Annotated in this window: 14 protein-coding genes; 3 read left to right on the top strand and 11 right to left on the bottom strand. The window is 61.7% G+C overall.

The annotated features are described in order from the left end of the window. Position 1: 1 nt before the first annotated feature. From HGP16_RS11820 to oiaX, 7 genes are all read right to left on the bottom strand, one after another. The gene (locus tag HGP16_RS11820) at positions 2–1,066 is read right to left on the bottom strand and encodes an ABC transporter permease (RefSeq protein ID WP_168840197.1); all 1,065 of its coding nucleotides are present in this window, start codon (positions 1,064–1,066) and stop codon (positions 2–4) included. Then, a complete protein-coding gene (locus HGP16_RS11815) occupies positions 1,063–2,616 on the bottom strand; it encodes a sugar ABC transporter ATP-binding protein (protein ID WP_168840196.1) in 1,554 nt (517 codons plus the stop codon). Before HGP16_RS11815 ends, HGP16_RS11820 begins: the two co-directional genes overlap by 4 nt. Further along, positions 2,613–3,257 carry a DUF2291 family protein gene (locus tag HGP16_RS11810; RefSeq protein ID WP_168840195.1) on the bottom strand — a complete coding sequence of 215 codons (645 nt, stop codon included), beginning with the start codon at positions 3,255–3,257 and terminating at the stop codon, positions 2,613–2,615. The genes HGP16_RS11815 and HGP16_RS11810 overlap by 4 nt, the downstream gene beginning before the upstream one ends. 78 nt (positions 3,258–3,335) lie before the next feature. Continuing rightward, complete coding sequence (locus tag HGP16_RS11805) at positions 3,336–4,277, bottom strand: D-ribose ABC transporter substrate-binding protein (RefSeq protein WP_168840194.1); 942 nt, start codon at positions 4,275–4,277, stop codon at positions 3,336–3,338. Positions 4,278–4,355: 78 nt separating this feature from the next. Continuing rightward, positions 4,356–5,183, bottom strand: a complete 828-nt coding sequence (locus HGP16_RS11800; protein WP_168840193.1) for a phosphogluconate dehydrogenase C-terminal domain-containing protein — start codon at positions 5,181–5,183, stop codon at positions 4,356–4,358. A gap of 90 nt (positions 5,184–5,273) precedes the next feature. Beyond that, positions 5,274–6,608: a four-carbon acid sugar kinase family protein gene (locus HGP16_RS11795; protein ID WP_168840425.1), complete on the bottom strand. Its 1,335-nt coding sequence runs from the start codon at positions 6,606–6,608 to the stop codon at positions 5,274–5,276. A gap of 23 nt (positions 6,609–6,631) precedes the next feature. Beyond that, positions 6,632–7,891 (bottom strand): 3-oxo-isoapionate-4-phosphate decarboxylase OiaX, encoded by a 1,260-nt coding sequence (oiaX, locus tag HGP16_RS11790; protein ID WP_168840192.1) that lies wholly within the window; start codon positions 7,889–7,891, stop codon positions 6,632–6,634. 184 nt (positions 7,892–8,075) lie between these two features. Between oiaX and HGP16_RS11785 the strand changes: the two genes are divergently transcribed. The 3 genes from HGP16_RS11785 to HGP16_RS11775 all read left to right on the top strand — a co-directional run bounded on the left by HGP16_RS11785 (position 8,076) and on the right by HGP16_RS11775 (position 10,167). Continuing rightward, positions 8,076–8,780: a transcriptional regulator NanR gene (locus HGP16_RS11785; RefSeq protein WP_168840191.1), complete on the top strand. Its 705-nt coding sequence runs from the start codon at positions 8,076–8,078 to the stop codon at positions 8,778–8,780. Between the two features lie 100 nt (positions 8,781–8,880). After that, positions 8,881–9,093, top strand: a complete 213-nt coding sequence (locus HGP16_RS11780) for a hypothetical protein (RefSeq protein WP_168840190.1) — start codon at positions 8,881–8,883, stop codon at positions 9,091–9,093. A 201-nt stretch (positions 9,094–9,294) separates the two neighbouring features. Then, complete coding sequence (locus HGP16_RS11775; protein WP_168840189.1) at positions 9,295–10,167, top strand: undecaprenyl-diphosphate phosphatase; 873 nt, start codon at positions 9,295–9,297, stop codon at positions 10,165–10,167. An 80-nt stretch (positions 10,168–10,247) separates the two neighbouring features. On the opposite strand, the gene HGP16_RS11770 is transcribed toward HGP16_RS11775, so the two are convergent. The 4 genes from HGP16_RS11770 to thiM are packed head-to-tail and all read right to left on the bottom strand — an operon-like array spanning position 10,248 to position 13,264. Beyond that, positions 10,248–11,012 (bottom strand): 3-oxoacyl-ACP reductase, encoded by a 765-nt coding sequence (locus HGP16_RS11770; RefSeq protein WP_168840188.1) that lies wholly within the window; start codon positions 11,010–11,012, stop codon positions 10,248–10,250. 7 nt (positions 11,013–11,019) lie between these two features. Further along, positions 11,020–11,832: a bifunctional hydroxymethylpyrimidine kinase/phosphomethylpyrimidine kinase gene (thiD, locus tag HGP16_RS11765; protein WP_168840187.1), complete on the bottom strand. Its 813-nt coding sequence runs from the start codon at positions 11,830–11,832 to the stop codon at positions 11,020–11,022. Continuing rightward, positions 11,829–12,464 (bottom strand): thiamine phosphate synthase, encoded by a 636-nt coding sequence (thiE, locus tag HGP16_RS11760; RefSeq protein WP_168840186.1) that lies wholly within the window; start codon positions 12,462–12,464, stop codon positions 11,829–11,831. Before thiE ends, thiD begins: the two co-directional genes overlap by 4 nt. Next, positions 12,461–13,264 (bottom strand): hydroxyethylthiazole kinase, encoded by an 804-nt coding sequence (gene thiM, locus HGP16_RS11755; protein WP_168840185.1) that lies wholly within the window; start codon positions 13,262–13,264, stop codon positions 12,461–12,463. The genes thiE and thiM overlap by 4 nt, the downstream gene beginning before the upstream one ends. Between the last annotated feature and the right edge of the window lie 45 nt (positions 13,265–13,309).

The raw sequence follows: 13,309 nt of genomic DNA, 5'->3' as shown, positions 1-13,309 counted from the left end.
TTCAGCTTGCCTTTGCCATCTGCATGAGAGTTACGCGCTGCTGGAGGCGCCGTTGCGCCTGATCCACGACCACCGCGATGATGATGACCAGCCCCTTGATGACCATCTGCCAGAAGGAAGATACGCCCATCATCACAAGGCCGTCCGAAAGAATGCCGATGACGAAGGCGCCGATGATCGTCCCGCCGATGGTGCCGCGTCCGCCCGACATGGAGGTGCCGCCGAGCACGGCTGCTGCGATCGCATTCAGCTCGAAGCTTTCGCCGGTTGCCGGATGTGCCGCCATCAGTTCCGATGATATGACGATACCGACGATGGCGGCGCAGAGCCCCGAGAACATATAGACGAAGATCTTGACCACATCGACGCGGATGCCGGACATGCGTGCGGCGCGCTCGTTTCCGCCGACGGCGAAGATGTGCCGGCCGATCGGTGTCGAGCGGGCGACATAGGCGGCGGCGAGGGCCAGCACGATCAGGATCCAGATGGAGACGGGAAGGCCGAGCAGGCGGCCGGCGCCGAAGACCTCGAAGCCCGTCGTATCGTATTCCGGCCGCCCGACCAGGTTCGGGAAGGTTTGCCCGTCCGAAGACAGAAGCGCGAGGCCGCGGGCGATATAGAGCGTTCCGAGCGTGGCGATGAAGGGCGCGACATTGAGCTTGGTGATGAGCAGGCCATTGATGAGGCCGATCAATAGCCCGACGGCCAGCGTGATGAGGATGATCTCGTAGATGTTGAAATAGACAGTATATCCGATCGGCAATTCGACGCCGTTGAGGATGAGGGCGCCTGCCATCATGCCGCAAAGGCCGACGATCGAACCGACCGAAAGATCGATCCCGCCGGTGACGATCACGAAGGTCATGCCCATGGCCAGAAAGGCATTGAGCGCGACATGCTTCGACATCAGGATGATGTTGGCGGTCGAGGTGAAATTCGGTGCGAAGATCGCAAAGAAGATGATGACGGCAAACAGCGCAATGAAGGTCCTGAGCTTCATCAGCGTCAGGAGAACGGAACCGTTCGAGCGATTGGCCGCGAGGCCGGAGGACGTATCTGCCGTCATGACGCGAGTTTCCCTGTATGTCCATGTCCCTTGGCGGATGCCGCGATGATGGCCTCCTCCGTCGCTTCGCTTCGGTCGAGAACGGTCACGAGCTTGCCGTTGCTGAGTACTGCGATGCGATCCGAAAGAGCCATGACCTCTTCAAGGTCCGAAGTTGAAAACAAGATAGCCAGGCCCTTGCCGGCGAGCCGGCGCATGGTGCGGAAGACATCGGCCTTGGCGCCGACATCGATGCCGCGGCTCGGCTCGTCCATCAAAAGCACCTTCGGGTCGGTCATGAGCGCCTTGCCGATCACGACCTTCTGCTGGTTGCCGCCGGACATGGAGGTGACCTCGAAATCGGGATTGGGCGCCTTGATGGAAAGATCGCGGATCATGTCGCGGATGGCGTTCTTTTCGGCGCCCGGATCGATATGGAAAAGCAGCCGGGCGAAACGCCCAAGGCTTGCAAGCGTCAGGTTGCTGGCGATGGATAATACCTGCACCAGCCCTTCGCGCTGCCGATCCTCGGGGATCAGCGCCAGGCCGCGCCGGATGCGCCGGGTGGTGTCGCGTGCGCGGACCTCGATGCCGTCGATATAGATCCGCCCGGTCGAATGCGTATGCCGACCCATCACGCATTCGAAGAATTCGCTGCGCCCGGCACCCATCAGGCCGTAGATGCCGAGGATTTCGCCGGCGCGCACCGACAGCGAGACATGATCGACGGCGAGGCCGCCCGTGCGTCTCGGCAGGCTGATCTCCTCGGCGCGGAAGGCCTCCTCGCCGATCGCATGGCCTCCGTCCCTGGCGAAATCCTTGGCATCGGATCCGATCATCGACCGGACGATCCATTTCGTGTCGATATCACGAACCATGGCATGGCCGGTGATCTGCCCGTCGCGCAGGACGGTGATGTGGTCGCCGATCCGCATCAGCTCTTCCAGCCGGTGCGAAATATAGACGATCGCAACGCCCTGAGCCTTCAACTCCGCGATGACCTTGAACAGAATGTCGACTTCCGCCGCCGACAGCGCCGATGTCGGCTCGTCCATGATCAGGATGCGGGCATCGAGAGAGATGGCCTTGGCGATCTCGACAAGCTGCTGCTGCCCGATCGGCAGGTCCTCGACCATGGTTTCGGCGCCTATGCCGGCATCCAGCCGATCCAGAAACTCGTTGGCTTTTACGATCTGCGCCTTGTGATCGATACCGAAGACGGCGCGGGTGATTTCCCGCGTGGCAAAGATGTTTTCGGCCACCGTCATGTTGCCGAAGAGATTGAGCTCCTGGAAGATCATGCCTATGCCACGAGCTTGCGCGCTGGCCGGGCTATCGAACGAAACCTCCTCGCCCTCAAGCAAGATGCGGCCCGACGTCGGTCGCTCGACGCCTGCGATGATCTTCATCAGGGTAGACTTGCCGGCGCCGTTTTCGCCGACGAGCACGTTGACCGCGCCGCGATGCAGCTCGAGATTAGCGTGCTTGACGGCGACAATGCCGGAATAGACCTTGGAAACGTCCTCCAGGCGCAGGATGATGTCGTTGCTTGGCGTTTCGCTCATGGTCATTGCCCCAATGTCAGGGCCGAAGGTGTGATCAGGGGAAGCTGACCGGATGGGGGCAGCGGAAAGGCACCCGTTACCGTGATCGTCTTTCCGGTCAGCCCGTTCCGGGGCAGGGCCGCCAGAAAGGATGAGTTCGCCTTCTCATTGAAGGCTTTGCCGAACTGAGCCCATTCGATCTGGTTCCTGAATTCATTGAAGTCCAGAAAATCCAGCGCGTCGCGCAGCGCTGTGCCGCGGATCGCCGGGCCGATCTGTACCTTCGCGTCCGCCTTGCCGTCGCCATCCACATCAACATCGAGCGTGCCTGCACGGGAGGCAGTGTCGGCAGCGACGATCTTGCCGCTCAACTTGACGGCATAGGTCCAGGGCGATGAAGCCTGTTTCCGCGGATTTCCGTATTTCGCCCCGGCATCATCCGGGTTCGATGCTACGGCCTGCAATACCGTCTTGATGTCGCTGGCGCGCTTCTCGATGCCGGGCAGTACCTGGGATTGCCAGATCGCCTCGACCTTCGCCGCTGGATCGAAGGCACCCTTTGCCGCCTGCGCCGCTTTCTCCTCGGGCGTCGGTGTCTTGATAATCTTGCAGCCGGGCAATGCCGCGGCCAAAACAAAGGCCACGAGCGCGCCTCTGATCCTCAACATGCAATGCACCTCGATCTCGCAGGAAAAACATTCGGAGAGCGCGGTTTTCCCGCGCCCTCCAACCTAGCTGGTCCGCCATCAGTTCTTCAGTGCGAAGGTCTCAAGCTTGTCGGCATTGTCGGCATTGATTAGAACGCAATCCATCAATTGCTTCTCATCCTTCGGCGCCGTCTTGTTCTTGATGTACGCATCGGCCTGCTCGACCGCCTTCTGCGCCTGGGCGTAAGCCGGCTGCATGACCGTCGCCTTGATGCCGCCGGCCTTGATCGAGTCGCGCACGTCGTTGGAGCCGTCGAAGCCGACGACGATCACGTCCTTGCGGCCAGCGGCCTGCAGGGCGGCAATCGCCCCCATCGCCATGGTGTCGTTGCCCGAGATCACGCCCTTGATGTCAGGATTTGCCTGAAGGATGGTTTCCATCTTGGCATAGGCCTCGGTCTGGCTCCAGTTCGCCGACTGCTTGGCGACGAGCTTCAGGTCCGGATAGTCGTCGATGACGTCGTGATAGCCCTGCGAGCGGATGCCGGCATTGGTATCGGCTTCGCGGCCGACGAGTTCGGCGTAATTGCCTTTCTCACCCATCAGCTTGACGAATTCCTGCGCGCCGAGCTGCGCCCCCTGATAGTTGTTGGAAACGATTTGGGCGACGGCGATGCCGGTGACGTTGATTTCGCGGTCGATGAGGAAGGAGGGGATGCCCGCATCCTTGGCCTTCTTCAAGGCGGCGACCGTCGCATCCGCGCCGGCATTGTCAAGAATGATGGCTTTGGCGCCGCGTCCGATGGCCGTGTCGATGACTTCCGATTGCTTGTTTGCATCGTCGTCATGCGTCATGACCAGCGTCTCGTAACCCAGCTCTTTTGCCTTGGCTTCGGCGCCGACGGCCTCTGCCTTGAAGAATGGATTGTCGAAGGCTGGCGTGATGATGGCGATCAGGTCGGCGGCGAAGGCAGGCATTGCCGTTCCCAGAGCGAGTGCGCCGGCGAAGGCTGCAAGTGTCAGTCTGCGTGTTAGTTTCATGGTCTCCTCCCAGTTATGAAACAGGCCCTGTTCCCGGCAGGGCAGTAGGGGAGGGCGACGCCCTCCCCGGGACGTCGATCAGGTGATGCGACGGATGCTGTCTGCGATTTCCTGCGGCTCGAACACCTTCTTCCAGTCGTCGCGCATCAGCGCAGGAATGCCGAATTCGATCGCCTTGTTGCAGGCATCGGAGAACACGCCGTCGACTTCCTTGAAGATGACGGCGCCGAGTACGTTCATGTGGCCGAGCAGGAAGTCGCGGGCGGCTTCCGCCGGAACGCCGCGGGCCACGCACTCATCCATGGCCTGGCGCATGATCACCAGCAGCGAGGCGCAGACCGTTTCGGAAAGACCCGGCTCCAGCATCGCCATCTGTTCGACGGTGACGCGGTGCGAGCGCATGACGGGCGCCCAGATGACCTTGGCGATTTCCTCGCCGAGAGCATAGGTGCTTTCCGGGCCTTGCATCAGGGCCGAAACGATATGCTGCTTGGCAAAGAGGCCGCCGAAGTGGTCCTTCTTCGCCTGCATGTCGGTCTCGTCGTTGAAGATCGGCGGATGGCAGGGATGGGTAACGAAATAGGTGAGATCGTCGCGCTGCGGCAGATGGCCGGCAAAGGGGGCGGCGGCGTCGAGGGCGACGACCATCGTGCCGGGCTTGAGCTTGTCGACGATGCCGGCGGCAACCTTGCCGATCGCCGTATCAGGCACGGCAAGGATAACGACGTCTGCGCCATCGAGCGCGGCGTCAGCAGGTACGCAATCGACGGAAAGATCATTTTTCAGGCGCGCCTTGCCGGCATCGCTGACCTCGACGTGGCGCACGTCGAAGCGTGAGCCTTTCAGGTTCTTGGCGAGCCGGTAGCCCATTTTGCCTCCGGCGCCGAAAAGAGCAATTGCTGTCATCTTAGTACCTCGTTCACTTTCAGAGTGTGGTAGCGCAAGTGGTATGATGAGTCAATGAGTATGCCAACGATGCGCTGGAAAATGGCGCCCTTAAGACCCTCTGCCGTCGCGGATCTGCGCGAAGTAGTCGTCGGTGCCGACCTGCCCGCCCTTCAGCGCAATCTGCAGGCCGTTGGTGGGGGCGTAGCTGCCATGGGCGGTGCACAGTGGCGAGCCCGGCGTCTGCGGCAATGGCAGGAGCGTCGTCAGTGCCTCGACACGCAGTTCCTTGAGGGCATGGCTGGACGTGTCACCGCCGGCAATGACGGCGCGGCCGAGCTTTTCCTGTTCGATCAGCCGCCGCAAAATTGTGCCGAGGGCCTGCCCGAGACAATGCCGTGCGCCGGGAATACGGTCGATGTCGCCGCCGCGGTCGGCGGAGGGGCCGAGCGCGGTATGAAGAATGACGCTGCGGCCGGCCTTCAGGCTGGCAATTCCCGCAGCGACCGCTGCGTCCAGCGCCTGTTCGGCATTTTCGCTGACAAGCGCCAATGGATCGAGATCGATGCCGTCAAAATCGTCCGCCGTGGCGCGGCGGATTTGCCGTTCCGTCGTCGGCGATACGCTGCCGGAAACCACCGCGAGGCGATCGACGCTGCCGGGAGCTGCGAATTCCGGTTTCTCTCCGATCAGACCTTCGCTGCGCCAGGCATTGAGAAGGGCATATTCGACACCGGACGAGCCTGCGACGAAGGCATGGCCCTTGTTTGCAAGACGCCATAGCTGGTGTCCCGCAGCGGCCTGCGTTTCCGCACTGTCGACGTCAAGCAGCAGGATACCCTGATTGCCTCCCGTCAGCGCATCGATCTGCAGGTCGGCATTGGCTGCCCGGATCGTGACGAGATCCGTGAGGCTGACGGGGAGGGACGTCTGCTTGCTCAGATGCACGGCCAGATCGGCCTCATCCATCGGCGTGACCGGATGCCGGCTCATGACCGGATGTCGGTCGATGCGAAAGACCTGGCCCTGATAGGTCGCAAAGAGCTGGCCGAAGGCGGTGTAACGCTTCAGCTGCGGCGCCCCGACCACAACAGGCACCACGGATTGTGCAAAGAGCGCCTTGCCGATCTCGATCGCCTTGCCGATGTTCCCGATCTTGGGGCTGGAATCGAAGGTCGAGCAGACCTTGTAATGGCAGATGGCAGCGTCGAGACTCCTGAGCCATTTGAATGCGGGCGTCAGATGCTCGTCCATCCATTGCGGCGTTTCGCTGCGGCTGGTGCCGGCGATGCCGATGGCGCGGCAATCCTTGAACCGCTCCAGCATGGCCTCGCTCGGAATGCCGAGGAAGAGGGCCGTCTCCACGCCGTTCGAGGCGAGGGCCTCCATGACGTCGGTGGAGCCGGTGAAATCATCGCCGTAATAGCTGAGCAGAAGATCGGACATCGTTGGAAGACTGGACATTGCTGTTAGGCGTCCTTGCCGTCACTGAATTTTGCGATGGAAGCGGCAAGCTCCGGATGGTCCTTGGCATAATCGGCCAGAGGTATGTCCGAAACCGCTGCCTGCCAGGCTTGCTGGATCGCTCGCACGCCGGCGGCCGGTCCGAAAGGATGGCTGACGATGCCGCCGCCGCAGAGATAGAGAAGATCCGTGGTCCGGCCGGTACGCTGGTAGGTTTCGGGCGCCTGTCCTCCCCATTGACCGGAACCGGCAACCGGAAGCGGACAGTCTGTGGGATCGAAGAGCGGCGTGCTGATCGCCTTGAAGGATTCGACGAAGCTGTCGTCCGGTTCCCAATATTTGACCCTGATGCCATTGATCTGGAACTGATCGACGCCGAGCAGGCGCCAGAACTGCTGATATACTTTGAAATCCATGCCGGCGCCGGGATGGCGGGTCAGGATATCCCAGCCATTGCGATGCGCATGCAGCACCAACCCGGAGCGCTTGCGCAGGAAGCTCATGCCGCCGAAGCCGATGGAGTTGATATTGACGACGGCGCAATTGCCGCCGGCCTTCAGCACCAGATCGTGGTTGCGCATCATCTCGTCGGGGTCGGCATGCGAAATGCCGAAGGCGTACATCACCTTCTTGCCGGTTTTCTGCTCATGATCGAGGATCAGCGGCATAATCGCCTCGACGCGCTCCTTCAGCGGCGAATAGGCCGGGCTCATCAGTTTCTCATCGTCTTTGATGAAATCGACGCCTGAGCTGATCAATTCGCCGACCAGCGCAGCCGTTTCCTTCGGCCGAAGGCCGAGAGCCGGCTTGACGATGGTGCCGATGATGGGACGACCGCTGACGCCGGTCAGGCGCATGCTGCCGGCGACGCCGAACTGCGGGCCGGGATGCGCATCGCGAAAGGCATCCGGCAGTTTCATGTCGACGATGCGAATGCCGGTCATGCCCTTGATCGAGAAGACGCCGCCGATCGCGATCGTCATGAGTGCCGCAAGATCGGTGCCGATCGCATCCAGCGGGAAGGCGATATCGACATCGGCGCGATGAATCGGACCATGCCCTTCCGCGACCTCCGGCCAGGTCGGGTGTTCCGCATCGGCAAGCGGGCGAATCGCGGCGACGCGCGCGGCGACGCGCGCCTTGAGCTCTTCCGTTTCACCGGGAACCGCGACGAAAGTGCCGGTCGATTGATCGCTGGCGATCTTGCTGGCCATCGCCTCGATGCTGCCTGAGGTTTCGATACGGTAGGTAACAGTGATGGTCATGAGTGGATGAATGCTCCTCTCGCCGACGATTTTCGCGTGGCGCAAACTGGTGATCTGGTATAATGAGTATTCCAACTTCTGCAACGATTTTTTTGCCCGGCAGTCGATAACACGTTTCGTATGGGCTTCCGCCACGGCAACCAAAAATGCATAAGGGAGAAAAGCTTTGGGAAAGCGGGGTTTCATGGGCCAGCCTGTCGAACAAATTGTACGTCGAAAGCTGTCCGATGAGGTATTCGACCGCCTGGAGCGGTTGATCACATCGGGAGAGCTCAAGCCCGGCGATGAGATGCCATCCGAGCGTGTCCTCATGGAGCGCTTCGGTGTCGGACGGCCGGCGATCCGCGAGGCCATGCAGGCGCTTGCCAATATGGGGCTGGTCAACATCTCGCATGGCGAGCGCGCCAAGGTGCTCCAGCTCACGGCGAAATCGATTTTCCGGCAAGTCGACCTGACCGCCAAGATCATGCTCTCCCAATCGTCCGACTCGCTCGAGCATTTGAAGAGCGCGCGCATCTTCTTCGAGCGCGGCATGGCGCGCGAAGCGGCCCAGCGCGCCACCGAGAAGGATATCGCCGAACTCCATGAAATCATCGAGCGTCAGCGGGCTTCGCTGGGAGACGCCGAGGCGTTCATTTCGGCCGACATGCAGTTCCATACGCGCATCGCCCAGATTTCCGGCAATCCGATTTTTGCCGCTGTCAGCGAGGCCATGCTGGCATGGCTGAAGGCCTATCATACCGACATGCTGATCTGGACCGGCAAGGAAAAGTTTACGCTGGTCGAGCATGAGGAGATCCTCGCGCGTATGGCGGAGAACGATGCCGATGGGGCAGAACAGGCGATGCTCAAGCATCTGGAAAGATCACGCGCGCTCTATACGAAGTGATCTTGGCCTGCATGCCGCAACGCTGACAGGCGAAATGCCTTTGTCCTAATTCCTCCCTATTCCTTATGGAATCTGGCCATATGCAAACGAGGTGTGCGTAATGGTCAATTTCATTCAGCGGAATGTGGCGCTTTTTCTGGCCCCTGTTCTGACAGTGGTCGCCATAACCCTTTACAATCTGGCCTGCCTCATGGTGAGGCATCATCATGCGATATTGCACGATGTGCACCGCGCGGCGGGCGGTTTGGTGCTTCTCGTCGCATTTTATGCCATCATCCGCTACATGCAGGCACTGCCTGACGATGAAGGCTAGAAATCCGGTAAACCTGGAAATCAATGCTGGCAATTTCAGATAGCGTTCAGCCTACGCGGCTATATCCTCGGCCTGTCATAACGCGGAGTTGACGGCGTCCTACAAGGCGGCTGTTGGTTTCGTGTCGGAAAACGGTTCCACAGCAAGTTCATCGCACCGTTCCGGTGCCAAGCCCCCATGAAGAACTGAGGATGTCAAAACGTGGCTGATGTTTGTACGCAAGGCGTAGACACGGGCTTTGTTGCCCTGGGCTATGCCAAGATCGCGATACTGGGTGTCGTGCAGGGATTGACCGAGCTGTTGCCGGTCTCCTCCACCGCCCACATGCGCCTGGTACCGGCCTTGCTCGGCTGGCAGGATCCGGGTTCGGCCTTTTCGGCCGCCATGCAGCTTGCGGCCCTTGCCGCTATCATCTCCTACTTCTGGAGCGACGTTCGCTACGTCACCTTCGGATCGCTCGATGCCATCAGGCAAAGGGACTGGCGCTCGCCCGCGATGCGGCTTGCGATCGCCATCGTTATCGCGACCGTGCCGATCGTCATCGCAGGCCTCTTGCTTTCGAAGTCGTTGAACGCCTGCGGCACGTCGTTCCGCAGCCTCTGGGTGATCGGCATCGCCTGCGTTGTCATGGGCCTGCTTCTGGCGATCGCCGAACTCTATAGCCGTCACAGGAAGGGCATCGAGCAGATGACGCTGATGGATGCCCTGTTCGTTGGCATCGCCCAGGTCGGCGCGCTGGTTCCCGGCGTTTCGCGCTCGGGTTCGACGCTGACCGGTGCATTGTTCCTTGGCCTGAAGCGCGATGAAGCCGCACGGTTCTCGTTCCTGCTCGGCCTGCCGGCCATTGCGCTCGCCGGTTTGAAGGAACTCTTCGAGCTCTACAAGGCGCATATCCCGATGGAGGCCTGGTCGGTTCTGATCGTCGGCCTTATCGTCGGCAGCATATCGTCCTTCATCACCATCTGGGGACTGATGCGTTTTCTGGAGCGCTTTTCGACCTGGCCTTTCGTTATCTACCGTATCGCGCTCGGCGTGATCATTCTCTTCGGCGTACTGACCATGGGATGGGCTTGAGCGGCCTGAACCATACGGCTTGCCAAGACTTGAATATTGGCGCTGCCCGTAAAGGCAGCGCCTTTTTCGTTCTAAGACCGCTATCCGAAGACGAGACCGCCATCGACGATAAGATTTTGCCCGGTGACGGCACGTGCCCAAGGGCTTGCGAAGAAGAGCACCGCATCGGCAGCCTCCTCAGGGGTGGTGACGCGGCGCAGCGGCGTATTCGCGGCGATAATGTCGAAAACGGCCTCCGGCGTGGCGCTGCTGGCGGCCGTCGTGCGCAGAAGGCCGCCGGAGACCATGTTGACGGTGATCCCGAGCGGGCCGAGTTCGGACGCGGCCGTGCGGGTCAGCGACAACAGCGCCGCCTTGGCGGCGGTATAATCGTGATAGGGCACCACCGGGTTCTGGAAGAGGTTCGTGCCGATGGTGACGATCCGGCCAAAGCCTGCCTGCGCCATTGCCGGCCGCGCCGCCTGTATCAGGTTCAAGGCGCCCTGCAGCGCGGTTTCCATCTGTATCGCCATTTCCGCCCAGCTCAAGGCGTCCAGTTTCGAGCGCGCATCGCCGTTGAAGCTGAAATCGGCGAGCGCATTGTGGACGACCGTCGTCGGCGCTCCGAAGTGCTCGGTTACCTCGGCGACGAGCCGCTTCGTACTTCCAAGATCGCGGATATCGGCCTGAAACGCTTTCGCGTGATTGCCAAGTTCTGCCGCTAGCGCCTCTGCCCGTTCGCGGCTTGCCCGATAGTTGATGGCAACCTTCGCGCCTTCGCGGGCAAAGGCCGTCGCGATGGCGGCGCCAAGACCGCGCCCTGCGCCGGAAACGATGACGATCTGGCCCTTGAGTGACAGGCTCATTTCTTCTCTACTCCTTGTTTGTGTGCCAGAGAGCATGGAAATGCTGCACGGGTCCGTGGCCGCTTCCGACGGAAAGCTGGCCTGCGGCGGCAACCGCGGCGGCAAGATAGGTTTTGGCGGCGGCGACGGCCTCGGGGAGCGGGGCGCCCTTGGCGATCTCGGCGGCGATAGCGCTGGAGAGCGTGCAGCCCGTTCCGTGTGTATTCTTCGTCGGCAGCCGCTCGGCTTCGAACCAGGTCAGGTGGCCGGCGCTTGCCAGCACATCCGGACTTTCGTCACCCTCAAGATGACCGCCTTTGACCAAAACAGCCGAAGGCCCCAGCGCTGCCAGCGCAAGCGCCTGGCGGGCCATGTCGTCGCGGCTTGCCGCCTCGGCGTCGTGCAGCAGCGCCGCCGCCTCGGGCAGGTTCGGCGTGATGACCGTCGCAAGCGGCAGCAGCCGCGTGGTGAGCACGTCGACGGCGTCGGCAGCAAGCAGGGCAGCGCCGCCCTTGGCGATCATGACAGGGTCGAGCACGACAGGGACATTGCGATGTCGCGCCAGGATATCCGCGACAGCATCAGCGATCTCGGCGTTGGCGATCATACCGATCTTGACGGCATTGACACGGATATCGCCGAAGATCGCCCGGATTTGGTCCGCCACGAAAGAGGGGGGTACCGGATGGACGCCGGAGACACCCTGCGTGTTCTGCGCCGTCAAGGCGGTCAAAGCTGCCATTCCGTAAACGCCGCGGGCGGAGAAGGTCTTCAGGTCGGCCTGGACGCCGGCACCACCTGATGGGTCGGAACCGGCGATGGACAGAACATTGCGGATCATTGGCGAGCCTCCTTGATGACGTTCGCGATAAGGGCTGTCGCCGCTTGCGGGTTCGGACGGCCACAGATGGCGGAGACGACCGCAAGACCATCCGCGCCGGCCGAGAAAACCTCTCTCGTGTGCTCTGCCTTGAGGCCGCCGATCGCGACTGATGGAACCGGACAGAGCCCGACGATGCGGGCAAGGCCCGCGAAGCCGATCGGTTGCTTGTGATCGGGCTTGGTGGGGGTCGCAAAGACCGGACCGATTCCGGCATAGTCGACAATGCCGGCATCTATGGCGATAGCAAGAGCCTCCGTTTCCACCGAAAGGCCGAGGATCATGTCCGGCCCGATGAGGCGGCGTGCGTCGGCGGCACTCATGTCCTCCTGACCGATGTGGAGGCCATCGGCACGGACGGCGATGGCGGCCTCGACATTATCGTTGACGATCAGTCGGGCGTTGGTCCCGTGCAGGATCTGTTTGAGGGCGCGGCCCGTCTCGATCATGGCTGCGGTGGGGGCATGCTTGTCACGCAGCTGTACGATCGTGGCGCCGCCGGCAACGGCCGCACGGGTCGTTTCGATCATGCCGAGTTCGGCACACAGCACCGGGTCCAGCACGAGGTAGAGCGAGAGATCGAAGTCCTTCATGCCGCCGACATCCTTGCGACGCGATCCAGCATCTCCGGCGTGAGCGCGGCGAGCGCATCGAGGAAGCGCCAGGAGAATGAGCCCGGACCGTCCGCTGCTGCTCCTGCCTGAGCGCCGGCAACGGCGAAGACCGCGAGTGCCGCTACGGTGGCATTGAATGGATCATCCGGCGTTGCCGCCGCAAAGGCGCCGACGAGGCAGGTGAGCGAGCAACCGAGCGCGGTCACCTGCGGCATGAGCGGCGAACCGCCGGCAATGCGCTTGGCCCTCCGTCCGTCCGTCACGAAATCCGTAACGCCGGTGACGGCAACGACACAGCCGTGCTTTTCAGCAAGCTGCCGGGCGGACTCTTCCGCCTGCTCGACGGCGTCACGGCTATCGACGCCCTGGCCGCGGCTGGTGCCGCCGGCGAGCGCGATGATCTCGGACGCATTGCCGCGAATGATCGTCGGCTGCAGCTCCAGCAATTGCTCGATCGCCTTGCGACGAAACTCTGTCGCATAATGAGCGACGGGATCGAGAACCCAGGGTTTGCCGGCATCGTTGGCCGAGCGCGCTGCTTTCAGCATGCCCGCAAGCCAGCCGGACGAGAGCGTGCCGATATTGATCGTCAGCGCGCCGGAGATGGCGGCAAATTCACCCGATTCTTCTTCGGCATGCACCATCGCCGGCGATGCTCCGGCGGCGAGCACCACATTGGCCGCGATATTCATGGCGACGAAATTGGTGATGCATTGCACCAGCGGTGGGTTCGCCCGCATGATGTGAAGCTGATTGCCTGCTGTGATTTGGTCTTGCATATCGCGCCTTTCAGGGCAGGCGAGACGCAAAGGGACGACGTGCTG

It is taken from the genome of Rhizobium sp. P40RR-XXII (assembly GCF_012641405.1).
In the GTDB taxonomy this organism is placed as follows: domain Bacteria; phylum Pseudomonadota; class Alphaproteobacteria; order Rhizobiales; family Rhizobiaceae; genus Rhizobium.
The sequence above is the reverse complement of the archived record's forward strand: the minus strand, read 5'-3'. Positions and strand labels throughout refer to the sequence as shown.

Bases quoted from the DNA above. Each gene is read 5' to 3' on its own strand.
- HGP16_RS11810 (WP_168840195.1), bottom strand. From the start codon at position 3,257: ATGTTGAGGATCAGAGGCGCGCTCGTGGCCTTTGTTTTGGCCGCGGCA.
- thiM (WP_168840185.1), bottom strand. From the start codon at position 13,264: ATGCAAGACCAAATCACAGCAGGCAATCAGCTTCACATCATGCGGGCG.
- thiD (WP_168840187.1), bottom strand. From the start codon at position 11,832: ATGATCCGCAATGTTCTGTCCATCGCCGGTTCCGACCCATCAGGTGGT.
- HGP16_RS11780 (WP_168840190.1), top strand. From the start codon at position 8,881: ATGGTCAATTTCATTCAGCGGAATGTGGCGCTTTTTCTGGCCCCTGTT.
- HGP16_RS11770 (WP_168840188.1), bottom strand. From the start codon at position 11,012: ATGAGCCTGTCACTCAAGGGCCAGATCGTCATCGTTTCCGGCGCAGGG.
- HGP16_RS11805 (WP_168840194.1), bottom strand. From the start codon at position 4,277: ATGAAACTAACACGCAGACTGACACTTGCAGCCTTCGCCGGCGCACTC.
- oiaX (WP_168840192.1), bottom strand. From the start codon at position 7,891: ATGACCATCACTGTTACCTACCGTATCGAAACCTCAGGCAGCATCGAG.
- thiE (WP_168840186.1), bottom strand. From the start codon at position 12,464: ATGAAGGACTTCGATCTCTCGCTCTACCTCGTGCTGGACCCGGTGCTG.
- HGP16_RS11815 (WP_168840196.1), bottom strand. From the start codon at position 2,616: ATGACCATGAGCGAAACGCCAAGCAACGACATCATCCTGCGCCTGGAG.
- HGP16_RS11800 (WP_168840193.1), bottom strand. From the start codon at position 5,183: ATGACAGCAATTGCTCTTTTCGGCGCCGGAGGCAAAATGGGCTACCGG.
- HGP16_RS11795 (WP_168840425.1), bottom strand. From the start codon at position 6,608: ATGTCCGATCTTCTGCTCAGCTATTACGGCGATGATTTCACCGGCTCC.
- HGP16_RS11820 (WP_168840197.1), bottom strand. From the start codon at position 1,066: ATGACGGCAGATACGTCCTCCGGCCTCGCGGCCAATCGCTCGAACGGT.
- HGP16_RS11785 (WP_168840191.1), top strand. From the start codon at position 8,076: ATGGGCCAGCCTGTCGAACAAATTGTACGTCGAAAGCTGTCCGATGAG.